Consider the following 24,381-nt stretch of genomic DNA (forward strand, 5'->3'; position numbering starts at 1 on the left):
CGTTCGCCAGGCCTAGGTGCCGGGCGGCGGATCCTTCTTGGCCTTGATCGGCCCGGCGGCCGGCGGCGGAGTGAACAAACCTCCGCCGAGGCTGCCGCGAGCCGTCTGCACGGCGACCAGCCCCCACGTCCCCAGCAGGGCGAGGTAGGCGATCGCGGCGGCCACCCGGAACGCGGGCAGCCCGGTGTGGTTCGCCAGCTGCGTCGTGCCGGTGACGAACGTGCCGACGGGGAACGTCAGGCTCCACCACGTCAGCGCGAACGGCATCCCGCGCCGCAGTGTGCGGACGGTGAGTTCGGTGGCCAGCACGATCCACAGCACCGCGAAGCCCCACACGGGCACACCGAACAACACCGCGAACACGTTCATCCCGCCGGCCAGGTCGGGCGGGACGGCCAACGCCGCATTCGCACCGAGCAGGCCCGCGGCGGTGATGCCCTGACCCAGTGGGCCGAGCACGATCCACAGCGTCGGCACCCGGGTGGTTCCCGATGTGCCGTAGAGGGCGAGGCGGCTCCAGATCATCGAGATGATGATCAGCGCGGCGACGAGCGACAGCCCGAACATCGCGTAGCAGCCGTACAGCATCGTGGTGCGCCCGGTGCCTTCGGCCATGTGGGGGATCAGCAGCGCGCCTGCCGCCGCGGACACCATCGGCGGCACGACGGGCATCAGCCAGCCGCCGAAGGCCGCGTCCGGTTCGACGTTGATCTGCGTGAACATCAGGAACGGGATGGTCGCGGCGGTGAACAATCCGCCGATCGTGCCCGCCGTCCACAACACCCACGCCAGGTCCACGGCAATGCGCTCGCCGATCAGGTCTTTGCCGATCAGCAATGCGCCCGATCCGACTGTCAGCAGAGCCATCGGCGCGGCGCCGTAGAAGTGCGCCATCTGAGGGTTGCGGGCGTGGCTGCGCGAGGCCGACGGATGCCGAACGCGTTGCACCGTCACTGCGATGATGAGCACGACGAGCAGGACCGCGGCCGCCACCCATACGACCCGCGTGAACACGTGCAACCCCGGAATGTGGATCGGCAGCGTGGCACCGGCGGTGGCGACGATGCCCGTACCCATCACCGACGCGAACCAGTTTGGGCCGAAGTGTTGGAGTCGAGCCAGTTCGGTCGTCATCGGCAAGTATGTTCGCATTCGCGTGCTTCGATGACAGATATGGACATCAGCCTTTCCATCGTCGGACTGAACACCGCCGGGCCGTCTCCCGTCGACTCCCTGGTGCGCAACCTCGCCAAGCTACGCGACGAGGGCTTCCGCAGGGTCTGGATGGCTCAGCTTCCCTACGACGCCGACCTGCCCATCGCGCTCGGGATAGCGCTGCGCGAGGTCGACGGCATCGAGGTGGGCTCGGCCGTCATACCCATCCAGGTGCAGCACCCGATGCAGCTGGCCCAGCGCGCTCTCACGCTCAGCCTCGTGGGCGGCGGCCGATTCTCGCTCGGTATCGGCATGAGCCATCGCATGGTGACCGAAGGGGTGTGGGGAATCTCGTGGGACAGGGCGGTGCGTCAGATGCGTGAGTATCTCGACTGTCTGCAGCCGCTGTTGGCGGGGCAGCCCGCGGATTCGACCGGCGAATTCTGGACGGCGCGCGGGTCGTTGCAGATTCCCGGCGCACCAGCACCGGACGTGTATCTCGCCGCGCTCGGTCCGCAGATGCTGCGGCTGGCGGGGCGGCGCACAGCCGGGACGCTCACGTGGATGACCGGGCCGAAGACCCTTGCCGAGCATGTCGTGCCGACACTGCGCGGTGCGGCGGCCGAGGCGGGCCGTCCGGAGTCGGTGGTGCGGGTCGCCGCTTCGCTGCCGATCAGCGTGACCGACGACGTCGACGGCGCGCGTAGGCAAGCCGCAGAGGAGTTCGCGATCTACGGTTCGCTGCCGTCGTACCGCGCGATGCTCGACCGCGAAGGGTATGGCGGACCCGAGGATGCCGCGATCATCGGCGACGAGGAAACCGTGTCACAGCGCCTCGACGAACTGAGCGCAGCGGGTGTCGACGAGTTCACCGCATCGATCTTCGACGGGTCACCGGAGGTGCGTGCGCGCACCCGCGCACTGCTGCGAAGCAAGGACGAGAGGGGTTGAAAATTGCCCTGGTGTGACTGCGATCACAAGCGTACGATCGATCGCACGACGGGTTCGGGAGTGACTAATCCGAAGTGCCGGTGAGGGTTGAAAGCCGGACGCGCGAGACCAATGTGACGCACCCATTGTCCTCCCGAACCCGCCCCCATGACATGAACCGCAAGACGCCCCCGGGCAGGGTCCGGGGGCGTCTTGATGCTCCCGTCGCGCCGCGTCGATCACCTGTAGGCGCAATGCAAAAGGCCCCCGGGAAGAGTCCGGGGGCCTTTTGGTGTGAAGCGGCGAGGGGCTAGAACGCCGCTTCGTCCAGTTCCATCACGTCGTTGTCGAGGTGCTCGACGACCTGGCGGGTGCTGGTCAGCAACGGCAGGAAGTTCTTCGCGAAGAACGAGGCCACGCCGATCTTGCCTTCGTAGAATGCGCGATCGGCAGCCGCGGCGCCGTTGTCCAGCGCCTCGATCGCCACCGCGGCCTGCTTGGCAAGCAGCCAGCCGATCACCAGATCACCGACGCTCATCAGGAAGCGCACCGAACCGAGTCCGACCTTGTACAGCTCGGCCGGGTTCTCCTGCGCAGCCATCAGATAACCGGTGAGCGTGGCCGCCATGGCCTGCACGTCTTCCAGCGCGGTGGCCAGCAGCGCGCGCTCGGCCTTGAGCCGCCCGTTTCCGGACTCGTTCTTGACGAACTGCTCGATCTGTCCGGCGACGTGGGCCAGCGCCACACCCTTGTCGCGGACAATCTTGCGGAAGAAGAAGTCCTGCGCCTGGATGGCCGTGGTGCCTTCGTACAGCGAGTCGATCTTGGCGTCGCGGATGTACTGCTCGATCGGGTAGTCCTGCAGGAAGCCCGAACCACCGAAGGTTTGCAGGCTCTCGGTCAGCTTCGCGTAGGCCTGCTCTGAGCCGACACCCTTGACGATCGGCAGCAGTAGGTCGTTGACCTTGACGGCCAGATCGGCGTCGACGTCGTGCACGGTCTTGGCCACCGCGGCGTCCTGGTAGGTCGCCGTGAACAGGTACAGCGCGCGCAGACCCTCGGCGTATGCCTTCTGGGTCATCAGCGAACGACGCACATCGGGGTGGTGCGTGATCGTGACGCGCGGTGCGGTCTTGTCGGTCATCTGCGTCATGTCGGCACCCTGCACGCGCTCCTTGGCGTACTCCAGGGCATTGAGGTAGCCGGTCGACAGCGTCGCAATCGCCTTGGTGCCCACCATCATTCGGGCCTGCTCGATGACGTCGAACATCTGCGCGATGCCGTCGTGCACCTCGCCGACAAGCCAGCCGACGGCGGGCTTGTCATGCTGACCCAGCGAGAGCTCACAGGTGGCCGAGACCTTCAGGCCCATCTTGTGCTCGACGTTGGTGACGTAGACGCCGTTGCGCTCGCCGGGCTCACCGGTCTCGGGATCGAAGTGGAACTTCGGCACGAAGAACAGCGACAGACCCTTGGTGCCCGGACCGGCGCCCTCGGGGCGGGCCAGCACCAGATGCATGATGTTCTCGAACAGGTCATCAGAGTCGCCAGAAGTGATGAAGCGCTTGACGCCGTCGATGTGCCAGGTGCCGTCGGCCTGCTGCACGGCCTTGGTGCGGCCGGCGCCGACGTCGGAGCCCGCGTCGGGCTCGGTCAGCACCATGGTGGCGCCCCAATTGCGTTCGGCGGCCAGCACGGCCCACTTCTTCTGCTCGTCGGTGCCGTTCTTGTAGAAGATCTCGGCCATGCCCGAGCCCATCGCATACATGTAGGCCGCCGGGTTGGCGCCGAGGATGTGCTCGATCAAGGCCCACTGCAGCGCACGGGGCATCGGCATGCCGCCGAGTTCTTCGAGCACGCCGACCTTGTCCCAACCGCCCTCGAGCAGCACGCGCATCGACTTCTTGAAGGACTCCGGCAGCGTCACCGTGTGCGTCTTGGGATCGAACACCGGCGGGTTGCGGTCGGCGTCAGCGAAAGATTCCGCGATGGGCCCCGCGGCCAGCTTCGCCATCTCACCGAGCATCTCGCGCGCCGTGTCGGCGTCGATGTCCGTGTAGTCGCCGTCACCGAGAACCTTGTCGAGTCCGAAGACCTCGAAAAGATTGAATTCCTGGTCACGTACGTTGCTCTTGTAGTGGCTCACTGTTCCTCCTCGTCGAGAGTGCCGCCTGTGGTTGGGTACTTTTGGCTAAGTTACCCACCAGTAACTGCTTCGAACTATACCGCCCGGTAACTTCAACACAAAGCACGCGGGAGCAATTTCCACGACCTAAGCAACCCGGTGGTTGGTCGGGACCCTAAATGGGCAGTTGGCGACCGGTTTTCGGGGCGATTCTGGTCACTGTGAATCTCGTCACGGGGCCGACCGATAGGGTGGACGCGTGCTTCGAGTCGCGGTATGGGGAACAGGCAATATGGGGGCTACGTCGATCCGGAGCGCGGTGGCGTTTCCCGGGTTGAAACTGACAGGTGTCATCACGTCTTCGCCGGACAAGGCGGGCAAGGATGCAGCCACCTTCGCCAACCTGGATCAGCCGACGGGCATTACGGCCTCCACCGATATAGACGCGGTCCTGAAGGAGTGCGACGCGGTGGCGTACATGGCGTCGGGCGACATCCGCCCCGACGAGGCGATCGTCGACATCGAACGGTGTCTGCGCGCGGGTTCGCACGTCGTCACACCGTCGCTCTACTCGCTCTATGACCCGCGCTCGGCGCCGCAGGAGTGGGTCGACCGCCTGAACCAGGCCGCCGAGGAGGGTGGGGCAACCCTGCTCGTCAGCGGTGTCGACCCCGGCTGGGGCAACGATGCGCTCGCGGTCATCGCCGCGGGGTTGTGCACGCGGATCCAGTCGATCCACTGTCAGGAGATCTTCGACTACTCCACCTACAACCAGCCGCACGCCGTGAAGATTCTGTGCGGTTTCGGCGGTTCGATGGACGAGGTGCCGATGATGTTGCTGCCGTCCATCCCGACCATGGTGTGGGGAGGCAACCTTCGGCTCATCGCGCGCGGGCTCGGCCTGGAACTCGACGAAATCACAGAGGAGATCGAGCGGCGTCCGCTCGAGGAGTCCGTCGACACCGTGATGGGCCGCTTCGAAAAGGGCACCCAGGGGGCGTTCTGGCTCAAGGTGATCGGAAAGTCGGGTGGCCGCGAGCGAATCGTCATCGACCACATCACCCGCATTCACGAATCCTGCGCACCTGACTGGCCGTATCCCGACGAGGGAGTGGGCGACCACCGGGTGATCGTGCACGGCGACCCCGAGCTCACCATCACCAGTCGCGCCGACGTGCCAGGTGGCACGCGCGCCGACGGCGGCAACACCACTGCGGCAAACCGGCTGCTCGGCGCACTCGACTGGTTGTCGACGCAGAAGCCGGGCATCTACGACGGTCTCGACGTGCCGATGCAGACCGGCCGTCCCGCTGAGCTGGAAGCCCAGCGCTGGGCCGACTGATACGTGTGAAGATGGAGGCGATGAGCGAAAAGGATCTGAGCCCCACCTCTTTGCGAGAGGCATTCGGGCATTTCCCGTCCGGTGTCATCGCGATCGCCGCCGAGGTCGACGGTGTCCGGGTGGGTCTGGCGGCGAGCACGTTCGTCCCGGTATCTCTCGACCCGCCGCTGGTGTCCTTCTGCGTGCAGAACAGCTCGGAGACCTGGCCCAAGCTCAAGGACCTGCCCCATCTGGGCATCAGCTTGCTCGGTGAATCACACGATGCCGCCGCGCGCGCGTTGGCCGCCAAGACCGGCGACCGGTTCGCCGGCCTGGAAACGCATTCGCAAGAGTCCGGCGCCGTCTTCGTCGGGGGCACCAGCGTGTGGCTGGAGAGCTCGATCGAGCAACTGGTCCCAGCCGGGGATCACACGATCGTCATCTTGGCGGTCCGGTCCATCACGGTGCACGACGACGTGCCACCGATCGTGTTCCACCGCAGCACATTCCGTCGACTGGGCGCATAGCGCCCGCGCCGATCAGGGACGGCCGGCCAGTTCCTCGCGATAGCCGTCGATGCGCGACTCGATCTCCTCGGCGTCGCCGGTGCGGCCCTCCTTGCGGGCCAACTCGGCGCGACTGCTCAACTCGCGGATCGCGTTACGGATGTCGTTGATGCTGTGGGGTTCCCGCAGACTCATGGGCGCTGCCTTTCGTCGATGATTGGCCGCTCGACTAGAGGCTACCCGCGAGAGTGGTCGTGAATCAGTTTCGCCGGAACAGCTTGTTCCCCAGCCACACCACCGGGTCGTACTTGCGATCGGCCGCGCGCTCCTTCAGCGGGATCAGCGCGTTGTCGGTGATCTTGATGTGTTCGGGGCACACCTCGGTGCAGCACTTGGTGATGTTGCAGAAGCCAAGGCCGTTCTCTTCCTGCGCCTGCACCGAACGGTCGGTCCGGGTGTCCAGCGGGTGCATGTCGAGCTCGGTCTGCCGCATCAGATACCGCGGACCCGAGAAGGCCTTCTTGTTCTCCTCGTGGTCGCGCACCACGTGACATGTGTTCTGGCACAGGAAGCACTCGATGCACTTGCGGAACTCCTGTGACCGGTTCACGTCCTCCTGCATCATCCGGTATTCGCCGGGCTGCAGGTCCTTGGGCGGCGTGAACGACGGGATCTCTCTGGCCTTCTCGTAGTTGAAGGACACATCGGTGACGAGATCGCGGATCACCGGGAAGGTGCGCAGCGGCGTGACGGTGATGGTCTCCGTCTCGGAGAACGTCGACATCCGCGTCATGCACATCAGCCGCGGCCGTCCGTTGATCTCGGCCGAGCACGATCCGCACTTACCCGCCTTGCAGTTCCACCGCACGGCCAGATCGCCGGTCTGCGTCTGCTGCAGGCGATGGATGATGTCGAGCACCACCTCGCCCTCGTTGACCTCGACGGTGTAGTCCTGCAGGTCGCCGCCGGCTTCGTCGCCGCGCCACACCCGCATCTTCGCTTGGTAGCTCATCAGGCTCTCCTAACCTTTCCGAGCCGAGTGATGCTCGAGTTCCTCAGGGGTGAAGTACTTCTCCAGCTCCTCGACCTCGATGAGCTCGAGCAGGTCCTCGCGCATCGGGATCTGGTCCTCGCGGGTGATGGTGATGTCCGGCACGACCACGTCACCCTCGGCGCGACACACCAACAGCGTCTTACGCCAGGTCGCATCCATCGACGGATGGTCGTCGCGGGTGTGCCCGCCGCGGCTCTCGGTGCGCTCCAGCGCGGCCATCGCGATGCACTCGCTGACGATGAGCATGTTGCGCAGGTCGATGGCGAGGTGCCAGCCCGGATTGAAGTGCCGGTCGCCCTCGACCCGGACGCGCTTGAACCGCTCCCGCAACTCCTTGAGCTTCTCGATGGCCTCGGACACTTCGTCGGCCTTGCGAATGATGCCCACCAGGGTGTTCATCGAATCCTGCAGATCGAGCTGCAGCGTGTAGGGATTCTCCGCCGCGTCGCCATTGGACGGACCCTCGAACGGCGCCAGCGCCAGCTTGGCCGCGTCTTCGATGGCCTGCTCGGACACCTTCGGCCGCTCGGACAGTGCCCGCACGTAGTCGGCGGCACCCATCCCCGCCCGCCGGCCGAACACCAGCAGGTCGGAAAGCGAATTGCCGCCGAGTCGGTTGGAGCCGTGCATGCCGCCCGAGCACTCACCCGCGGCGAACAGTCCCGGTGTCTTGGCTGCGCCGGTATCGGGATCTACCTCGACACCACCCATCACGTAGTGACACGTCGGGCCGACCTCCATCGGCTCCTTCGTGATGTCCACCTCGGCGAGCTCCATGAACTGGTGGTACATCGACGGCAGTCGGCGCTTGATCTCCTCGGCCGGCAGACGCGACGCGATGTCGAGGTACACCCCGCCGTGCGGGGTGCCGCGTTCCGCCTTGACCTCGGAGTTGATGGCGCGGGCCACCTCATCGCGCGGGAGCAGGTCAGGGGTGCGTCGCGCGGAGTCGTTGTCCTTGAGCCACTGGTCGGCTTCCTCGATGGACTCGGCGTACTGCCCCTTGAAGACCGGCGGAATGTAATCGAACATGAACCGCTTGCCCTCGGAGTTCTTCAGCACTCCGCCGTCGCCGCGCACGCCCTCGGTGACCAGGATGCCCTTGACGCTGGGCGGCCAGACCATGCCGGTCGGGTGGAACTGGACGAACTCCATGTTGATCAGGGTCGCGCCGGCGCGCAGTGCCAACGCGTGCCCGTCGCCGGTGTACTCCCACGAGTTCGACGTCACCTTGTAGGACTTGCCGATGCCGCCGGTGGCCAGCACCACGGCGGGGGTCTCGAAGAGGATGAAGCTGCCGCTTTCACGCCAGTAGCCGAACGCGCCTGCGATCCGGTCGCCGTCTTTGACCAGGTCGGTGATGGTGCATTCGTGGAAGACCTTGATGCGGGCCTCGTAGTCCCCGAACTCGGCCTTGTCCTCCTGCTGCAGCGAGACGATCTTCTGCTGCAGGGTGCGGATGATCTCGAGGCCGGTGCGGTCGCCGACGTGGGCCAGTCGTGGGTAGGTGTGGCCGCCGAAGTTGCGCTGGCTGATCCTGCCGTCCTTGGTGCGGTCGAAGAGCGCGCCGTAGGTCTCCAGCTCCCAAACGCGGTCTGGCGCCTCCTTGGCGTGCAACTCGGCCATCCGCCAGTTGTTCAGGAATTTCCCGCCGCGCATGGTGTCGCGGAAGTGGACCTGCCAGTTGTCCTTGGGGTTCGCGTTGCCCATCGCGGCGGCACAGCCGCCTTCGGCCATCACGGTGTGCGCCTTACCGAACAACGACTTCGTGACGACGGCCACCCGCAGGCCACGTTCCCGCGCCTCGATGACCGCACGCAAACCCGCGCCGCCGGCACCGATCACGACCACGTCGTAGGAGTGCCGTTCGACCTCAACCATTTTTGATAATCCTCACTACCGTTTTCCGTAAAAGTCTGTCAGCCAATAAATCTCAGGTCAGAAATGGTGCCACTGGCGACCAACATGATGTAGAAGTCGGTCAGCATCAGCGTGCCCAGGGTGATCCAGGCATACAGCTTGTGCCGGGTGTTCAGCCTGCTGATCTGCGTCCACATCCAGTACCGGACGGGATGTTTGGAGAAGTGCTTGAGGCGGCCGCCGACGACGTGGCGGCAGGAGTGGCAGGACAGTGTGTACACCCACAGCATCACCACATTGACGACGAGAATGATGTTGCCCAAACCGAATCCGAAGCCGGATGGCGACTGGAAGGCGATGATCGCGTCGTAGGTGTTGATCACCGAGATGATCCCGGCGATGTAGAAGAAGTACCGGTGGGTGTTCTGGATGATCAGCGGAAAGCGTGTCTCACCAGTGTATGTCGCGTGCGGTTCGGCCACCGCGCACGCGGTCGGGGACTGCCACACCGACCGGTAGTAGGCGCCGCGGTAGTAGTAGCACGTCAACCGGAACAGCAGCAGGAACGGCAGCGTCACCGCCGCATACGGCAGCCACCACACGTCGGGAAGGAACTGACCGAAGTGGCTTGCTTCGGGGATGCACCCGGACTGGGTCGCCTCGTTCCACTTCACCACGCAGGGTGAGTAGAACGGCGTCAGGTAGTGGTATTCCGCCACGTAGTAGTTGTTCTGCAGGAAGGCCCGCACCGTCGCGTAGATGACGAACGCGGCGAAGCCCAGGTCGACGACCAACGGCGATTGCCACCATCGGTCGGTCCGCAAGGTGCGCTGCTTGATCTGGGCACGGCCCGGCGAGAAGACGCCGGTCGCCTTGCGGTCGGCGGTTGGTGCGCTCACTGTTGCCTTTCGGTGTTGATGTCCCGGTCGGTCCGCGCCTAGCGCGTACCGCCGAGACCCTCGTCGTCGACACCACGCCAGAAGTCGCTGTCGTACGCGGTGTCCGGGATCGAGATTTTTTCGCCGGCGTGGTGGTGTTGCACCACGCCGCGGGCAAGCTCCAGTTCCTCGGCGTCAATGTCGAGACGATCGATGTCGTTGAGGATCCGCTCGGCGTCGTTGACGATCCGACGCGTCGCAGGGCTGTCGCCATACCTCGACGCCAACGATGTGACACACCGCCGCAGGCTTCCGATTAGCTCGTGCAATTCGGCAAGTTCGGTAGTGCTGGACAATTGACCTCCTTGGGCTGAAGGGTGTCAGGCATCACGTTACGACACCTGACGTTGTTCACATCATGCAGTACCCAGTGAGACAGATCACGTCTGAAGCGGAGGTTTGCCAATGTCCGACCGGGTCCTGAAAGAGCGCGCCGAGTCCCTGCTGGCCTTGCACCAACCCGGAAGCCCGGTGGTCCTGCCGACGGTGTGGGACGCCTGGTCGGCCAAGCTGGCGGTCGACGCGGGGTTTGCCGCGCTCACTATCGGCAGCCATCCGATGGCCGACTCCATCGGCAAGGAGGACGGTGAGGTGATGTCGTTCGACGACGTCCTGACGCGGGTCGCCCAGATCACCGCGGCGGTCGACGTGCCGATCTCGGTGGATATCGAGTCTGGATACGGAGAATCGCCGAGCCGGCTCATCAACGGGTTGCTGGAAGCGGGCGCCGTCGGGCTGAACATCGAGGACACCGTCCACAAGGAGGGCAAGCGACTACGGTCGTCCGGCGAGCATGCCGAGTTGGTCGGTGCGCTGCGCAAGGCCGCTGACGATGCGGGTGTGCATGTGGTCCTGAATGCGCGCACGGACCTGTTCCTGCGCCAGGACGGCGATGAGTCCGACCGCGTGGAGAGAGCGATCGCGCGGCTCGAGGAGGCCGCGGCCGCGGGTGCCGACTCGCTGTATCCGGTGGGGCGCCACGATCCGGAGACGATGCGGCGGTTGACCTCTGAGCTTTCGTTGCCGGTCAATGCGATCGCGCTGCCGGAGGCCGACGACCCCGCGTCGTTCGGGCCGCTCGGTGTCGGCCGGATCAGCTTCGGCCCGTTCCTGCAGCGCGCGTTGTCGGTCAACGCCACGGAGATGCTGCAGCGCTGGGCATAGACCGTGACGCGTGACGATGAGCCGAACTGGCAGGATCAGCGGTCGTTGGTGATTTGGGCGGGCGTCGCCGTGCTGCTTCTGTTGGCGATCCTGGTCTATGCCGTGTCGTGCACCGCGGATGAGTCCAGGGTGCCCGAGACGCTGCCGACGGCGCCGTCGTCATCGGCAACCCCGTCGACCTACACCACGTCATCGACGTCTTCGACGCGCTACACCACTCCGAGTGTGGAAACCAGTCAGGACAATCCGGTCATCCCCGGACCTACAACGGAAACCAGGGCGGAGTCTGAGACGACGACGGGCTGAGGTGAGCGAAACCGGGCAAATCCACTGCAGGTGGCCGCTGGGGCGAGAAGACTCGCTCCATGACCGAGGACATGTGGGGAACCGGCGACTACGAGGCGGTAGCGGAGAAGGTGACGTCCATCGGTGACGTTCTGGTCTCGAGAGCCGATATCAAGCCGGGCGAGAAGGTCCTCGACGTGGCCTGCGGAACTGGGAACGCTACCGTTCCCGCCGCGAAGTCAGGGGCAATAGTCACGGGCGTGGATCTGTCGCCGGGCCTGATCCGGATCGCGCAGGCGCGGGGAGCACGAGCCGGCGTGGACGTCGAGTGGATGGAAGGTGACGCGCAGGCCTTGCCATTCGACGATGACATTTTCGATCGAGTCATCTCGGCGATCGGCCACATGTTCGCCCCCGATCACCAGCGAGCCGCGGACGAGTTGCGCCGGGTGTGTCGGCCCGACGGGCGGATCGCGATCGCTTGCTGGACTCCAGAAGGATCGATCGGGTCGATGTTCGAGACCCTGGGCTCGATATCGCCTCCGCCGCCGGACGGGTTCCAATCACCGCTGTTGTGGGGTACTGAGGATCATGTCCGTGAGATGCTTGGTGGCACAGTGAAATTCGAGCGGCACAGCGTCGAATTCCGCGAGCCGTCGCCCGAAAGTTACGCCGACTTCATGTTGGCGAGCTTTCCGCCTTTGATTGCCGCGCGGGCTCAGCTCGGCGAGAAGTTGGTGCGAGACGTCTACCTGGGATGGGTGATCGACGTGAACGAGGCCACGGACGGGACGCTGTTCTACCGCGGCGAATATCTGGTCGCGGTCGCCTAGCCGGACGACGCCGCCACCACACCGTCTGCACAGTTAACTTGAGTCGACCACGCTCAGGTTTCAGCATGGCATTCGCTGTCAGCGAACCCGCTCACATCAGGCTTTCGGCGGCGGTGAGCACACCGTGATGGCCGCTTCACACAAGGCGACATAGCGGCAATATCGGCTGCCTAGCCTCACGTCATGTCTTCAAAGAACGTCGTGGTCGTCGGCCACGGCATGGTTGGCCACCGGTTCGTCGAGGCGTTGCGTTCGCGCGACAGCGCCGGTGAATGGCGGGTGACGGTGCTCGCCGAGGAGGCCGACGCCGCCTACGACCGTGTCGGGCTGACCGGATACACCGAACACTGGAATCGCGCGCTGCTGGCTCTGCCCGGCAATACCTATCCCGACGACGACCTGGTGGAGACTCGGCTGGGCAGCCGGGTGACGGCCATCGACCGCGACGCCAAGTCGGTGCTGACGGCGGATGGCGGGCGGGTGAACTACGACGCGCTCGTGCTGGCCACCGGTTCCTATGCGTTCGTTCCCCCGGTGCCCGGACGCGACCTGCCGGCCTGCCACGTGTACCGGACCCTCGACGATCTCGATGCGATCCGAGACAGCGCAGAGCGCACGAAGGACGCGGGCGCCCCGGTCGGGGTGGTCATCGGTGGAGGTCTGTTGGGTCTGGAGGCCGCCAACGCGTTGCGCTCTTTCGGGCTGCACGCGCACGTCGTCGAGATGGCGCCGCGCCTGATGGCCCAACAGCTCGACGAAGCGGGTGGCGCCCTCCTGGGCCGGATGATCAGCGACCTCGGCATCACCGTGCACACCGGCGTCGGTACCGCCAATATCGCTCCGGCACAACGAAACCGACCGGTGCGCCGTTCTGCCGAAAACGATTCGATGCGGGTCACGCTGAGTGACGAGTCGTTCATCGACGCCGGCGTGATCGTCTTCGCAGCCGGCGTGCGGCCCCGGGACGAGCTGGCCCGCGATGCAGGCCTTGCGATCGCCGAACGTGGCGGTGTCCTGACCGACCTGTCCTGCGCGACAGACGATCCCAACATCTACGCGATCGGCGAGGTCGCGGCGATCAACGGCCGCTGCTACGGCCTGGTCGGTCCTGGCTACACCAGCGCCGAGGTGGTGGCCGACCGCCTCGTCGGTGGCGGCGCGGAGTTCGGCGAGGCCGACATGTCGACCAAGCTCAAGTTGCTCGGGGTCGACGTCGCCAGCTTCGGCGATGCGATGGGTACCACCCCGGATTGTCTCGAGGTGGCGATCAACGACGCGGTCAACCAGACCTACGCCAAGCTGGTGCTTTCCGACGATGCCAAGACGCTGCTCGGCGGCATCCTCGTCGGGGACGCGTCGGCGTACGGCGTGCTGCGGCCGATGGTGGGCGAAGAACTGCCCGGCGACGCGCTCGCGCTGATCGCGCCCGCCGGATCAGACGGCGGCGGGGGACTGGGCGTCGGCGCATTACCGGCCGCCGCGCAGATCTGCTCGTGCAACAACGTCACGAAGGGCGATCTGACCGCGGCCATCGCGGGTGGCTGCTGCGATGTGCCCGAGCTGAAGAAGTGCACGCTCGCCGGTACGTCCTGCGGTTCGTGCGTCCCCTTGCTCAAACAGTTGTTGGAGGCCGAGGGCGTCGAACAGTCCAAGGCGTTGTGTGAACACTTCAGCCATTCGCGCGCAGAGCTCTTCGAGATCGTCACCGCTACATCGATCCGGACGTTCTCGGCGCTGATCGAACGCTTCGGCACCGGAAAGGGCTGCGACATCTGCAAGCCCGTGGTCGCCTCCATCCTGGCGTCCACGAGCTCGGACCACATCCTCGACGGTGAGCAGGCCTCGTTGCAGGACTCCAACGACCACTTCCTGGCCAACATCCAGCGCAACGGCAGCTATTCGATCGTGCCCCGATCGCCCGGTGGTGAGATCACGCCCGAACAGCTCATCCTGATCGGCGAGATCGCCCGCGATTTCAACCTTTACACCAAGATCACCGGCGGACAGCGCATCGACATGTTCGGTGCGCGGGTCGATCAGCTTCCCGAGATCTGGCGGCGACTCGTGGACGGCGGCATGGAATCGGGCCACGCCTACGGCAAGGCGTTGCGCACGGTGAAGAGTTGTGTCGGCAGCACATGGTGCCGATATGGCCAGCAGGACTCGGTCGACATGGCGGTCGAGATCGAAAAGCGCTACCGCGGCCTGCGTGCACCACACAAGATCAAGATGGCGGTGTCGGGTTGTGCGCGCGAATGCGCGGAAGCCCAGAGCAAGGATGTCGGCGTCATCGCGACCGAGAACGGCTGGAACCTCTACGTCTGCGGAAACGGCGGCATGTCGCCGAGGCACGCACAGTTGCTCGCGAGCGACATCGACGACGAGACGTTGATCCGCTACATCGACCGTTTCCTGATGTTCTACATCCGTACCGCCGACCGATTGCAGCGCACCGCACCGTGGTTGGAGTCGCTGGACGGCGGGCTGGAGCATCTGCGTGACGTCGTGTGCGACGACTCGCTTGGCCTGGCCGCCGAGTTCGAAGAGGCCATCGCCCGCCACGTCGAGGGCTACTCGTGCGAGTGGAAGGGTGTGCTCGAGGACCCCAACAAGCTGTCGCGCTTCGTGTCGTTCGTCAACGCCCCCGAGGTCGCGGATCCGACGATCGAGTTCACCGAACAGTCTGGGCGCATCGTGCCCATCGGAATGCCGAAGGTACCCCAAAGATGAGTCTTCTCAATGACATCCAGGTATGGACCGTGGCCTGCCCCTACGACTACCTCATCCCCAACCGCGGTGTGGGCGTGCTGCTGTCCGACGGTACGCAGGCGGCGCTGTTCCGGCTCGACGACGGCACTCTGCACGCGGTCGGCAACATCGACCCGTTCTCCGGCGCCGCGGTGATCTCACGCGGAATCGTCGGTGACCGCGGCGGCCGCGCAACCGTGCAGTCGCCGATAAAGAAGCAGGCGTTCGGCCTCGACGACGGTGTCTGTCTCGACGATGCGAACGTCGCGCTGCCGGTCTACCCGACGCGCATCACTGCTGACGGTCAGGTCGAGATCGGCTCCTGACCCCGGGGCGGATCAGCCTCCGGTGCCGGGCAGCGGAGGCACGGTGATCTCCGGGATCTGCGGAGGCTGAATCACGGTGACGGTGCTGGTGCTCGTGCCGGGGGCGACGCTCGTGGTGGACTCGGCCGGGGCCGGAGATGTCGTCTCGGTGACGGTGGCCGGCGGAACTGCGGTCGTGGTGACGGTCGAGGTCGACGTCGAGGTCGACACGGAGGTACTGGTGGTGCTCGCCGGGCTGAGTACGCCGCAGGCGATGCGCTGGTCGGAAGTGGCGTCCTGGTGTAGCAGGATCGCCGAGCCGCCTGGACCCTTGAGTTGGTCCTCGGTGAAGCCGTCACTGGTGGCGACGAGTTTGCCGGCTCCGTCCGAGCGCACGAGCAGAGGCGGAAGATCTCCGCTCGCGGGCTCGCCGGTACGCCCGGGCGCCTGGAAGTGGTCGCCCGCGGACATGAAGTCGCCTTCGCACGTGCCGACCGCATGGATGTGCAGGCCGTGCAAGCCGGGCGAGAGGATTCCGGTTCCGATGGTTTCGACGGTCACTGTGGCGTATCCGCTGGTGAAGTCGATCGTCGCGTCGGCGACGGGTTCGCCGTCGGTCGACTTCAGCTGGGTGGTCAGCGTCTGTGCGCCGGACGCCGATCCGGAAGTGGTCGTCGTCGAAGAGCTGTCGGAGGACTCGTTCGCGCAGCCGCTCAAAATGGTTACGGGCGCGGCGAATAAGGCGATGGCGGCGGTGGCATGCTTGATCATGAGGCGCACGTACCCGTGCGGCGGTGGCGACAAACCCAGGGTTCGTTGGCTCCTTCCGAAGGCAAAGACCCCGCTACGCCGCGATCGGTAACCGGGCGCGCCGGAACCTGCTCGCGATCAACCGTACCGTCGCCGGGTGGGCGCCCAGCGGATCGGTGACGGCGTCGGCGCCACTGTTTCGCAGCCGATCCTGAAAGAGTCCGTCCGCCAAAAGGTATGACGCCACGACGACGCGCTTGGCGCCGCGGTCGCGGAGCTGGGCGACCGCGCAGGCAACGGCCGGCTCACCCGTCGCGGCGAACGCCAGCTCAACGCGGGAGCTCGTGAGCGCCGACACCCATGCGGCCATCTTGTGAAGGTCGCTGCGGGCGGCCGGATCCGATGTTCCCGCCGCCGCCAGAATCACGGAGTCGCCTGGACGCCAATCACTTTCGATGAGTCGATCCGCAAGCACGCGCGCGATCTCGGGACTGGGTCCCAGCGCCTGAGCGACCGTCACGTCGGGATGCCCGCTCGCCGCGACATGCGTCGGGATGTCGGCGTTGACGTGGTAGCCCCGCGACAGGAACGCCGGAACGACGACGGCCGGTCCCGCGAGTCCGCGGAGGACATCGGCGGGCGTCGGGCCGAGCACATCGACAAAGGCCACGTGAACCGGGGTTCTCAACGCGGCCGTCACCCGATCCGCCAGCGAACCGATCATTTCCACACCGGTGCGCTTACGAGTGCCGTGTGCTACGAGCACGTGTCTCATCGTGCGTGCACCAAGTCCTCGTCGACGGCCAGTCGGTACCCCCGCTTGACGACCGTCGATACGATGTTCTTGTCTCCCAAGGCAGTTCGTAACCGCAACACGGCCGTCTCCACAGCGTGGGTGTCGGTACCGCTGCCGGGCAGCACCGAAAGCAGCGCGTGGCGTGACACCACCGCGCCGGGTTGATGCGCAAGCGCCCGGATCGTCGCCATCCCGGCCGGTGAAACCGCCTTGACCTCCCCGTCGACGAGGACGCAGGTGCCGCGGATCTCGAGCACGTGGCCGGCCACCCGGGTAGTGCGCGCGCACAGCAGCGGGAGTTCGTCGGTGATGTGGCGGGCCAACGCGCCCAACCGCATTCGCTCCGGTGCCGATGTAGGCACACCGAGCCGGACCAGTGGCCGCGCCGTCACGGGCCCGACGCACATCGCGTGCACATTCGTGCGCAGCGCGGCGAGCAGCCGATCCTCGATCCCCAACTCGGCCGCACGCATGAGTACCGACGCGACCGCCGGCGCCGAGGTGAAACTCACCGCGTCGAACTTCTCGTCCGCGATGCCCATCACCAATTGATCGAATTCACCGTTGCGCGGTGCGGGATGCCAGCGGTAGACCCGGATCGGCACCACCTGAGCGCCGGCGGCGCGCAGTTCGTCGAGGAACTCCGGAAACGGATCCCAGTCGTCGGTGGCGCCGTGCAGTTGCACCGCGATGCGTTTCCCGGCGATGCCGCCCTCGACGAGGTAGTGCAACACCTCTCGCGACGATTCCGACTCGGGTGACCACTCCTCGGGCAGCCCGGCGGCGCGCAGAGCGCCCGTCGCCTTGGGCCCGCGCGACACGATGCGGGCATTCCCGAGCGCGGCGGTCAGGTCGTTCGCCAGCCCCCAGCCGTCGGCCGCCGCGATCCAACCGCGGAATCCGATGCCGGTGGTGGCGATCACGATGTCGGGCGGTGCATCGATCAGCGCCTCGGTATGTGCGCGCAGCGCCTCATCGTCGGGCAGCGGCACCATCGTGATCGCTGCCGCGCTGGTGACGGTCGCGCCGCGGCGTTCCAGCAGCGTGCCAAGCTCCTCGGCACGCCGGGCGGAGGTCACCGCCACCCGAAACCCGGTGAGCGGTGCCCAGTCAGGCTCACTCATGTCACCTGTCTATTCACGTCATGTTTCCAGGCGATTACTTGGTCATTGCCTGGACATGTCGCGGCTCGTCGGCAATGCATAACACCAAGTTAGAGGGGCTTTATTGCCCAGCAATGCGTCGTGGTGACCCCACCGTGAAATTACGCTCACGCGGCGGGTGGTGTGCGTGTGAGCGCGGCTACCAGACGTCGCCGTCACGCCAGTCGCAGGTGATCTCCGCGGTGCGGTCCAGTTCACCGCCGTCAGGCAGAGCAATCGGCAAGACGAACAGGCAGCCGTCGTCGTCCGGGGTCCGCGTCACTCCGGCGGGCCCCAGTACCGACGTCGGGCCCTGCCACGGCAGCCAACCGCGGGCCGGATAGATGTGTCTGCCCGCATCCGACGCGCTCAGCGCGCCGAGGTGATACGCGCCGCGCAGCACCTGTTCCACGGCGTTTATGACGGCGCTGGCCAGGCCCTGGCCGCGCCGGTCTTCACGCACCGCGACACCTTCGACGTAGCCGCATCGCAACGCGGTACCGCGGTACAGCAGCCGCCGTTGGACCACCGCCGCGTGTGCGATCAACGCGCCGTGATCGGAGATCAGCGCGTGCATACCGCCCAGCGAGTGCTCCCAGTCGGCGTCGGTGAACTCGCCGCCGAACGCGTCGGTGACCATTCGGCGCGCGTCCTCGCGGGTCTCGTTGTCGAGATCGGAGGTGTGGATCAGACGGGCGCAGTGCACGCGAGGAAACGGGTCCTCCCGCAGATGAGCGACGCTCGAGCTGTGCGCGTGCACACTGCCGTTCTACCAGCAGCGAGCGTCCTATGGGCTGCCTTCGAATGGCCTGCGCGGTCGCGTCCAGTGCATGCGCACCGTCTGCCCGGGCCGGATTTGGGCGACCCTGTCGATGTCGTCGTCGGCGACCACGCCGATCACCGGGTATCCGCCGGTGACTGGATGGTCAGGGCCCAAGATCACCGGGAAACCGTTCGGCGGTACCTGAATTGCTCCGCGCGTCGCGCCCTCGCTGGGCAGCTGGCGATCGGGCCACCGATATTCCAGCGGCATCCCGACCAGCCGCATCCCCACGCGGTCGCTCTTGTTGGTGGCCTGCCAGTTGGTGCGGATCAGCACATCGGGGTCGACGAACCAGTCGTCGCGCGGGCCCGGCACCACCATCAGTTCGAGCACGTCATCCTCGATCGCGGCCACCGGTGCCTGATCCAGCTCGGGGAACTCGTCGCTGTGCTCGCCGACAGGCAGGACGTCACCCGGCGCAAGGGGCAGCGGCCCGATGGCCGACATGACGTCGTATGAGCGGGAGCCGAGCACGGGCTCGACGTCGATGCCGCCGCGGACGGCCAGATAGGTCCGAAGGCCCGAGTGCGGTGCGCCGAGCGTGATCACCTCGCCGTCGCGCACAAAGTGAATGCTGTTCGTGCCGAACGGAACTCCATTGACGGCCGGGTCGGTGTCGGCTCCGGTGACCGCGATGGCGACGCCTTTCTTGTCCCCGCCGCGGACACGCGCCGTCAGGCCGCCGAACGTCACCTCGATGGTGGCCAGCTCTCCCGGATTGGCCACCAGCCGGTTCGCCAGGGTGTGGGAGCGGCGATCGGCGGCACCGGACCTGCTCACCCCCATGTGAGCCAGACCCGGTCGGCCCAGATCTTCGATCAGCGACAGCGGACCAGAATGCAGGATCTCGAGTGTGGCGCCCATGACTCGGCCTCCTAACCCACCGCTCGAAACTGCACCCACATGCCCGGTATCAGCAGCGCGGGCGGATCACGTTCGACAGCCCACAGCGCCGCCTGACCGTCGGCGGTGCGTCCGATCAGCTGCCAGCCGCCGGGAGACTCGCGGGGATAAACCCCGCTGAACTGGCCGGCGAGACCCACCGCCCCGACCGGGACCTTGGTGCGCGGCTCGTCCCGCCGGGGGACCTCGAGTCGTGCATCCCCCCCGATCAGATATGCGAAACCCGGTGCGAAGCCGCCGAATCCGACGCGCCACGGTGTGTCGGTATGCGCCGCGACGACCTGATCGGCGCTCATTCCGGTGAGCCGCGCGACGTCGTCGAGATCGGGACCGTCGTAGACCACGTCGATGTGAACGTCGATCTGAACCGCACCGGCAGGCTCGGCCGACTCCGATGCGGCGACGACGTCCAGCTTGCCCAGTCGCTGCCGGGTGGGGCCCTGGTACCGGGTACCGGCCAGCTTGATCAGCACGGTGCGCGAGGCAGGAACGATGTCGAGCACCCCCGGCAGTTCGGCAAAACGGATCGCCGCTGACCACGCCAGCACTTCGTCGGTCCCGTCGAATTCCAGCAGCAGGGCCCGATCCCCGTAGTCGCGGATCTTGGCGGGACCCGCACCCGTCGCGTTGGCGTCCATGAGATCCACTGTCACGCTCATGGACCCAAATTACCCGCGAGTAGCAACTGCTATGCGCGCTCTATGAGCCTTGCCAGAGGAGTTTTAACGAAGCCTCACACGGCGGGCCGATACGTCGGCTCGCGGCGCTTGATGTACGCGATCACCCGGTACGTGATGGGCAGCACGAGGATCTCGACGACGGTCTTGTACACCCAGCCCAGGGCTACGTAGGTGAGGAAGTCGCGCCATGTGCTGATGCCTATCGCGCCTGCCGCGATGGTGCAGAACACCACGGTGTCAGCGAATTCGCCGACGATCGTCGACCCGATCAACCGGGCCCACAGGTGTTTCTCCTTGGTCCGTTCCTTGATCTTGACGACCACCCACGCGTTGAGCGTCTGCCCGACGATGAAGCCCGCGAGCCCGGCGATGATCAACTGCGTGAACGGCTTGACGACTGCCTCGAACGCCGCCTGGTTGGTGTAGAAGTCAGCCGCGGGCAGGTAGGCGGTGAGCCAGAACGTGAACGCGGCAATGGCCTCCATGACGAAGGCGATGTAGATGGCCTTGCGGGTGGCCCGGAAGCCGTACACCTCGGACAACACGTCGCCGATCACGTACGTCATCGGGAACACGATGAACCCGCCGTCGGTGATCAGTGACCAGTCGCCGATGATCGGTCCGAACGCGATGCCCTTGGTGGCCGACACGTTGGAGATGAGCACGAGGCCGGTGAAGATCGCGACGAGCACGGGATAGTAGGCCGAACCCGTGAGTGCGAAACCCCGGTGCTCGGACTCTGTGCTGGTGGCGGTCACCGGAACATCTTGTCAGGCGATCACCCTGGCGATGTGGGCCGGCAGCTGGTCGGCGACCACCGGATAGGACAGGGTCGAGGCGAAGGCGATGGCGCCCCCGAGTTCCTTACCGGTGAACACATTCCGGGTGGCGGGCAGTTTGGCCACGGCCGGATCGGCGAGCAGGGCGGCCTGCTGTTCGTCGCTTTCCGTGGTCCAGATCAGCACGTCGGCCGAATCGATGTTGTCGGCGACGGCACAGCCCATCTTGGTGAGGAATTCACTGCGCCAGTCCGGGGACATCACCGTGGGGCCGTCCGGACCGAGCGTGCCTTCGAGCAGCAACACCCGCTTGCCGGCGAACTGATTGTTCGAACCCGCGGCGGCGAATCGCTCGTCGACGGCGGCGATCAGCGCCTGCATCTCGTCGTGCTTGAACACCGCCTGGCCGATGGCGCCCGCCTGAACCTTCCACGGCTCGAAGAACGCGTCCTGACCCGATTGCGCGATCGTCGGGGCGATGGCCGTCAGCCGGTTGTAGGTGTCGCGGTCGAGGCCGGCATTGGTGGCGATGACCAGATCGGGCTGCAGTCCGGCGATCTGGTCGACCGGGATGCCGTCGACGAGGTTCAGTACCACCGGCTGCGCACCGCCGAGTTTCGATTGCGCCCATGGCCATACGCCGAACGGCTCGCCCCCGAACCAGTCCGTCACCGCGATCGGCACGACGCCGACGGCGAGCAGGTCGTCTTGTCCGGTGAGGCCCGCGCTGACCACCCGCTTGGGCGGCGCCGGGACCTTGGTCTCGCCGAACACGTGCTTGACGGTGACCGAACCATCGTCGGCGACCTCGCCGGGCTTCGATTCGCAGGCGGCCGCGAAGGCCGCCGCCGCTCCGGCAGTCAACGCCAGGAAACTCCGCCGGGACAACGAAGCACGCACCCGGCGAGAGTAGCTAACTCACCTGAAAACTACCGAACAACACGACGGCCAGGCCGAGCGCAACGACGATGTTGACGACCGTCGCCGAGGCGAACAACGCGATGGGCCGCCAGCCCGCCTCCCTGAGGCCCTTCAGCGAGAACTCCAGGCCGATCGCGACGAACGCGAAGATCAGGAACCAGGTGCGCAGATCGTTGACCGTCGTGATCGCGGACTTGTCACCGCGCAGGTGCAGAAACAACGTGCCGATGATCGACGCGGCGATGAATCCCAGCACGAACTTCGGGAAACGCTCCCAGAACTGAAAAAGGATCGGACGCGCCGCTTCACCTTCTTGGGAAGCCGACTTGCGCTCCACCTTCAACGCGAAATACGCGGTCAACGCGATCGCGACGACACCGATCAACGCGTTCTGCGTGGTCTTCACGATGGTCGCGATCTGCAGGGCGTCCTCACCGGCAATGGCTCCCGCGGCGGCGACGGCCGCCGTGGTATCGATGTTGCCGCCGATCCAGGCGCCCGCAACCGCATCGGAAAGGTTCAAAACGTCTGCGAGCCAGGGGAGTAGGAAGATCGACGGCAACGCGAAAACGATCACCAGGGAAGCGGCATAGGCCAGCTGCTCCTTCTTCGCCTGCACCGCACCGGCCGCCGCGATAGCCGCACTCACACCGCAGATCGACACCGCAGACGCCAACAGTGCGCGCAGCTTGTCCTCCAGCTTGAGGACTCCGCCCAGCCACCAGGTGAAGCCGAACACGATGGTGATCAACAGCAACGCCTGGATGATCGCCGGCCCTGCCGCGGTGACGAGCACCTTCAGGTTGATGGACGCACCGAGCAGCACCAGACCGGTCTTGATGAAGAACTCCGTGCGGAACCCCCGTGCCAGCGCGTCCCGCAAGGCGAGTTTGGACAGCACGAAGTTGCCGATCAAGCCCAAAGCGATGGCATAGACCGGGAATTCGATGGACTTCGCGACCTTTGCGAACGGAGTTCCTGCCGCCCACTGCGGAACTTCCTGCTCCAGGAATCGCGTCGCGGCGCCCAGCGCGATGACAACCAGCACCCCGGCGACCGCGTACCTGATCCCGGACTCGCGGACCTCGGGTTTGGTATCGGTCTCGGTCACGGGATCACGCTGCCCGGGATCGCTCCGATGAGTACGAGCGCCAGCAGAGCCAGGCCTGCGATGACGGCGAGCCAATCCTCGTTCATGCGCGGCACCGTATGCCGAAGCGCGCGCGAGAGCAGCGGTTGCGCTCAGCGCGATTTAGACGGCCTCAGATGGGCGGGGCCTCGTAATACCCCGAAGACGATGCCGACGACGACCAGGTCAGGACGTCGCCGCGGTTGAGATCTTTGCGCTCGATCCCCTTCATCAGCACGCCCACGTTCTCACCGGCGCTCGCCTCGTCGAGCTGTTTGCGGAACTTCTCGATCGCGGTCACCTCGACCCCCGGACCCCCGTTGATCTGTACGGTGTCGCCAACGCGCAGCGTTCCACTTTCGACGCGGCCGGTCGCGACCACGCCCCGATTCTTGATGGCGAAGACCTCTTCGACGGTCATCTTGAACATCAGGAATGCGCCAATCTCTTGTTGACCAGACGGGTGAGCCAGCCGGGTGAGAATCGGGAGCCGGCCGCCAAGACCTTGGTCTGGGAGCCGACGGGGAAGTGCACCTGGTGGATGGCGCGGCGCAACCAGTGCGGGTCGACCGCCGCGGTGATGGCGTCGGCGATGTCCTGCGCGGTCAACCGAATGCCGAGCGACTCGGTGGTCCCGGTTTTGAGGTCGTCGGTCATCGCGGTGTTCACGAACAGCGGCCAGACCGCGATCACCCGGATGCCGTACCTGCTCCACTCGATGTCCAGCGCCTCGGTGATGCCGCGGATGAAGAACTTGGTCGCGCTGTAGTTGGCGAGTTCAGCCTGCCCGTAGATCGCCGAAGCGGAGGCGAGGTTGACGACGACCGAGTTGCGCGTGGCTCGCAGGTAGGGAAACGCGGCGTAGAGCCCGTTCACCACACCCTTGGTGTTGATGTCGATCTCCTTGAAATGACCGCCGAGGTCCATCTCCTCGAACCGGCCTGCGCGAAGAATGCCGGCGTTGTTGATCATCACGTCGAGGCGGCCACCCGCCGCCTTCGCGAACTCGGCGACCCGCTGGGCCATTTCGTCGGGGTCGGTGACGTCGAGGTGCCCGATGATCGCCCGCCCGACTCCGCGTTGGTCGATCTCGTCGGCGAGCGACTTGAGTCCGACCTCGTCGATGTCGAAGCCGCCGACGAGGAACCCGTTTCGGGCGAACGTCAGTGCGGTCGCCCTCCCGATTCCGGCCGCAGCACCGGTGATGAATACGGACTTTCTCGTCGCGGTCATC

General features: G+C 65.8%; 26 protein-coding genes. 8 read left to right on the plus strand and 18 right to left on the minus strand.

Annotated elements, in window-relative coordinates; genetic code table 11:
- Nucleotides 1-12: 12 nt before the first annotated feature.
- A complete protein-coding gene (locus tag M1248_RS16540) occupies nt 13-1,134 on the minus strand; it encodes a TDT family transporter (RefSeq protein ID WP_317149085.1) in 1,122 nt (373 codons plus the stop codon).
- A gap of 30 nt (nt 1,135-1,164) precedes the next feature.
- Between M1248_RS16540 and M1248_RS16545 the strand changes: the two genes are divergently transcribed.
- The gene (locus M1248_RS16545) at nt 1,165-2,106 is read left to right on the plus strand and encodes a TIGR03564 family F420-dependent LLM class oxidoreductase (RefSeq protein WP_410506678.1); all 942 of its coding nucleotides are present in this window, start codon (nt 1,165-1,167) and stop codon (nt 2,104-2,106) included.
- A gap of 289 nt (nt 2,107-2,395) precedes the next feature.
- Here M1248_RS16545 and M1248_RS16550 read toward each other — a convergent pair whose 3' ends face one another.
- Nucleotides 2,396-4,231 carry an acyl-CoA dehydrogenase gene (locus M1248_RS16550; protein ID WP_163733659.1) on the minus strand — a complete coding sequence of 612 codons (1,836 nt, stop codon included), beginning with the start codon at nt 4,229-4,231 and terminating at the stop codon, nt 2,396-2,398.
- Between the two features lie 238 nt (nt 4,232-4,469).
- On the opposite strand from M1248_RS16550, the gene M1248_RS16555 reads away from it, so the two are divergent.
- Nucleotides 4,470-5,552, plus strand: coding sequence for a dihydrodipicolinate reductase (locus M1248_RS16555; protein ID WP_163733662.1), 1,083 nt, complete (start codon nt 4,470-4,472; stop codon nt 5,550-5,552).
- A gap of 20 nt (nt 5,553-5,572) precedes the next feature.
- On the plus strand, nt 5,573-6,058 hold the full coding sequence (locus tag M1248_RS16560; RefSeq protein ID WP_163733666.1) for a flavin reductase family protein: 486 nt from the start codon (nt 5,573-5,575) through the stop codon (nt 6,056-6,058).
- 12 nt (nt 6,059-6,070) lie between these two features.
- Here the strand turns inward: M1248_RS16560 and M1248_RS16565 are convergent, their stop codons facing one another.
- The 5 genes from M1248_RS16565 to M1248_RS16585 all read right to left on the minus strand — a co-directional run bounded on the left by M1248_RS16565 (nt 6,071) and on the right by M1248_RS16585 (nt 10,185).
- Nucleotides 6,071-6,232 carry a hypothetical protein gene (locus tag M1248_RS16565; protein WP_317149086.1) on the minus strand — a complete coding sequence of 54 codons (162 nt, stop codon included), beginning with the start codon at nt 6,230-6,232 and terminating at the stop codon, nt 6,071-6,073.
- A 64-nt stretch (nt 6,233-6,296) separates the two neighbouring features.
- Nucleotides 6,297-7,049, minus strand: coding sequence for a succinate dehydrogenase/fumarate reductase iron-sulfur subunit (locus tag M1248_RS16570; protein ID WP_163733669.1), 753 nt, complete (start codon nt 7,047-7,049; stop codon nt 6,297-6,299).
- Nucleotides 7,050-7,058: 9 nt separating this feature from the next.
- Nucleotides 7,059-8,972, minus strand: coding sequence for a fumarate reductase/succinate dehydrogenase flavoprotein subunit (locus M1248_RS16575; protein WP_163733672.1), 1,914 nt, complete (start codon nt 8,970-8,972; stop codon nt 7,059-7,061).
- A 38-nt stretch (nt 8,973-9,010) separates the two neighbouring features.
- Nucleotides 9,011-9,850: a hypothetical protein gene (locus M1248_RS16580; protein ID WP_163733675.1), complete on the minus strand. Its 840-nt coding sequence runs from the start codon at nt 9,848-9,850 to the stop codon at nt 9,011-9,013.
- Between the two features lie 38 nt (nt 9,851-9,888).
- Nucleotides 9,889-10,185, minus strand: a complete 297-nt coding sequence (locus tag M1248_RS16585; RefSeq protein ID WP_083128142.1) for a hypothetical protein — start codon at nt 10,183-10,185, stop codon at nt 9,889-9,891.
- Nucleotides 10,186-10,294: 109 nt separating this feature from the next.
- Between M1248_RS16585 and M1248_RS16590 the strand changes: the two genes are divergently transcribed.
- The 5 genes from M1248_RS16590 to nirD all read left to right on the plus strand — a co-directional run bounded on the left by M1248_RS16590 (nt 10,295) and on the right by nirD (nt 15,245).
- Nucleotides 10,295-11,053, plus strand: a complete 759-nt coding sequence (locus M1248_RS16590; protein WP_163733678.1) for an isocitrate lyase/phosphoenolpyruvate mutase family protein — start codon at nt 10,295-10,297, stop codon at nt 11,051-11,053.
- 3 nt (nt 11,054-11,056) lie between these two features.
- Nucleotides 11,057-11,359, plus strand: a complete 303-nt coding sequence (locus M1248_RS16595; protein ID WP_317149087.1) for a hypothetical protein — start codon at nt 11,057-11,059, stop codon at nt 11,357-11,359.
- Between the two features lie 59 nt (nt 11,360-11,418).
- Entirely contained in the window at nt 11,419-12,171 is a 753-nt protein-coding gene (locus M1248_RS16600; RefSeq protein WP_317149088.1) for a class I SAM-dependent methyltransferase, read from the plus strand.
- A gap of 183 nt (nt 12,172-12,354) precedes the next feature.
- A complete protein-coding gene (gene nirB / locus M1248_RS16605) occupies nt 12,355-14,901 on the plus strand; it encodes a nitrite reductase large subunit NirB (protein ID WP_163733685.1) in 2,547 nt (848 codons plus the stop codon).
- Entirely contained in the window at nt 14,898-15,245 is a 348-nt protein-coding gene (gene nirD / locus M1248_RS16610; RefSeq protein ID WP_163733687.1) for a nitrite reductase small subunit NirD, read from the plus strand. The genes nirB and nirD overlap by 4 nt, the downstream gene beginning before the upstream one ends.
- A 12-nt stretch (nt 15,246-15,257) precedes the next feature.
- Here nirD and M1248_RS16615 read toward each other — a convergent pair whose 3' ends face one another.
- From M1248_RS16615 to M1248_RS16665, 11 genes are all read right to left on the minus strand, one after another.
- Nucleotides 15,258-15,995, minus strand: coding sequence for a superoxide dismutase family protein (locus M1248_RS16615; protein ID WP_174262148.1), 738 nt, complete (start codon nt 15,993-15,995; stop codon nt 15,258-15,260).
- 73 nt (nt 15,996-16,068) lie between these two features.
- Nucleotides 16,069-16,749: a sirohydrochlorin chelatase gene (locus tag M1248_RS16620; protein WP_163733690.1), complete on the minus strand. Its 681-nt coding sequence runs from the start codon at nt 16,747-16,749 to the stop codon at nt 16,069-16,071.
- Nucleotides 16,746-17,894, minus strand: coding sequence for a uroporphyrinogen-III synthase (locus M1248_RS16625; RefSeq protein WP_163733694.1), 1,149 nt, complete (start codon nt 17,892-17,894; stop codon nt 16,746-16,748). The genes M1248_RS16620 and M1248_RS16625 overlap by 4 nt, the downstream gene beginning before the upstream one ends.
- A gap of 178 nt (nt 17,895-18,072) precedes the next feature.
- Complete coding sequence (locus M1248_RS16630; protein WP_317149109.1) at nt 18,073-18,642, minus strand: GNAT family N-acetyltransferase; 570 nt, start codon at nt 18,640-18,642, stop codon at nt 18,073-18,075.
- Between the two features lie 57 nt (nt 18,643-18,699).
- Nucleotides 18,700-19,599, minus strand: a complete 900-nt coding sequence (locus tag M1248_RS16635; RefSeq protein ID WP_317149089.1) for a 5-oxoprolinase/urea amidolyase family protein — start codon at nt 19,597-19,599, stop codon at nt 18,700-18,702.
- 11 nt (nt 19,600-19,610) lie between these two features.
- Nucleotides 19,611-20,297 carry an allophanate hydrolase subunit 1 gene (locus M1248_RS16640; RefSeq protein WP_317149090.1) on the minus strand — a complete coding sequence of 229 codons (687 nt, stop codon included), beginning with the start codon at nt 20,295-20,297 and terminating at the stop codon, nt 19,611-19,613.
- 74 nt (nt 20,298-20,371) lie between these two features.
- Nucleotides 20,372-21,076, minus strand: a complete 705-nt coding sequence (locus M1248_RS16645; protein WP_317149091.1) for a queuosine precursor transporter — start codon at nt 21,074-21,076, stop codon at nt 20,372-20,374.
- A gap of 12 nt (nt 21,077-21,088) precedes the next feature.
- A complete protein-coding gene (locus M1248_RS16650; protein WP_317149092.1) occupies nt 21,089-21,997 on the minus strand; it encodes an ABC transporter substrate-binding protein in 909 nt (302 codons plus the stop codon).
- Nucleotides 21,998-22,010: 13 nt separating this feature from the next.
- Nucleotides 22,011-23,129 (minus strand): YeiH family protein, encoded by a 1,119-nt coding sequence (locus tag M1248_RS16655; protein ID WP_317149093.1) that lies wholly within the window; start codon nt 23,127-23,129, stop codon nt 22,011-22,013.
- A 151-nt stretch (nt 23,130-23,280) separates the two neighbouring features.
- Nucleotides 23,281-23,577: an EF-Tu/IF-2/RF-3 family GTPase gene (locus M1248_RS16660; protein WP_317149094.1), complete on the minus strand. Its 297-nt coding sequence runs from the start codon at nt 23,575-23,577 to the stop codon at nt 23,281-23,283.
- A complete protein-coding gene (locus tag M1248_RS16665) occupies nt 23,577-24,380 on the minus strand; it encodes an SDR family oxidoreductase (protein WP_163733716.1) in 804 nt (267 codons plus the stop codon). Before M1248_RS16665 ends, M1248_RS16660 begins: the two co-directional genes overlap by 1 nt.
- Nucleotide 24,381 lies beyond the last annotated feature (1 nt).

Origin of the sequence: Mycobacterium sp. 29Ha, assembly GCF_032883055.1 — a bacterium.
Lineage (GTDB): Bacteria > Actinomycetota > Actinomycetes > Mycobacteriales > Mycobacteriaceae > Mycobacterium > Mycobacterium gallinarum.

Excerpts from the sequence above, each read along its gene's own strand:
- M1248_RS16540 (WP_317149085.1), bottom strand. The coding sequence starts at position 1,134 with ATGACGACCGAACTGGCTCGACTCCAACACTTCGGCCCAAACTGGTTC.
- M1248_RS16545 (WP_410506678.1), top strand. The coding sequence starts at position 1,165 with ATGACAGATATGGACATCAGCCTTTCCATCGTCGGACTGAACACCGCC.
- M1248_RS16560 (WP_163733666.1), top strand. The coding sequence starts at position 5,573 with ATGAGCGAAAAGGATCTGAGCCCCACCTCTTTGCGAGAGGCATTCGGG.
- M1248_RS16565 (WP_317149086.1), bottom strand. The coding sequence starts at position 6,232 with ATGAGTCTGCGGGAACCCCACAGCATCAACGACATCCGTAACGCGATC.
- M1248_RS16570 (WP_163733669.1), bottom strand. The coding sequence starts at position 7,049 with ATGAGCTACCAAGCGAAGATGCGGGTGTGGCGCGGCGACGAAGCCGGC.
- M1248_RS16575 (WP_163733672.1), bottom strand. The coding sequence starts at position 8,972 with ATGGTTGAGGTCGAACGGCACTCCTACGACGTGGTCGTGATCGGTGCC.
- M1248_RS16590 (WP_163733678.1), top strand. The coding sequence starts at position 10,295 with ATGTCCGACCGGGTCCTGAAAGAGCGCGCCGAGTCCCTGCTGGCCTTG.
- M1248_RS16600 (WP_317149088.1), top strand. The coding sequence starts at position 11,419 with ATGACCGAGGACATGTGGGGAACCGGCGACTACGAGGCGGTAGCGGAG.
- nirB (WP_163733685.1), top strand. The coding sequence starts at position 12,355 with ATGTCTTCAAAGAACGTCGTGGTCGTCGGCCACGGCATGGTTGGCCAC.
- nirD (WP_163733687.1), top strand. The coding sequence starts at position 14,898 with ATGAGTCTTCTCAATGACATCCAGGTATGGACCGTGGCCTGCCCCTAC.
- M1248_RS16615 (WP_174262148.1), bottom strand. The coding sequence starts at position 15,995 with ATGATCAAGCATGCCACCGCCGCCATCGCCTTATTCGCCGCGCCCGTA.
- M1248_RS16620 (WP_163733690.1), bottom strand. The coding sequence starts at position 16,749 with ATGAGACACGTGCTCGTAGCACACGGCACTCGTAAGCGCACCGGTGTG.
- M1248_RS16625 (WP_163733694.1), bottom strand. The coding sequence starts at position 17,894 with ATGAGTGAGCCTGACTGGGCACCGCTCACCGGGTTTCGGGTGGCGGTG.
- M1248_RS16635 (WP_317149089.1), bottom strand. The coding sequence starts at position 19,599 with ATGGGCGCCACACTCGAGATCCTGCATTCTGGTCCGCTGTCGCTGATC.
- M1248_RS16640 (WP_317149090.1), bottom strand. The coding sequence starts at position 20,297 with ATGAGCGTGACAGTGGATCTCATGGACGCCAACGCGACGGGTGCGGGT.
- M1248_RS16660 (WP_317149094.1), bottom strand. The coding sequence starts at position 23,577 with ATGTTCAAGATGACCGTCGAAGAGGTCTTCGCCATCAAGAATCGGGGC.
- M1248_RS16665 (WP_163733716.1), bottom strand. The coding sequence starts at position 24,380 with ATGACCGCGACGAGAAAGTCCGTATTCATCACCGGTGCTGCGGCCGGA.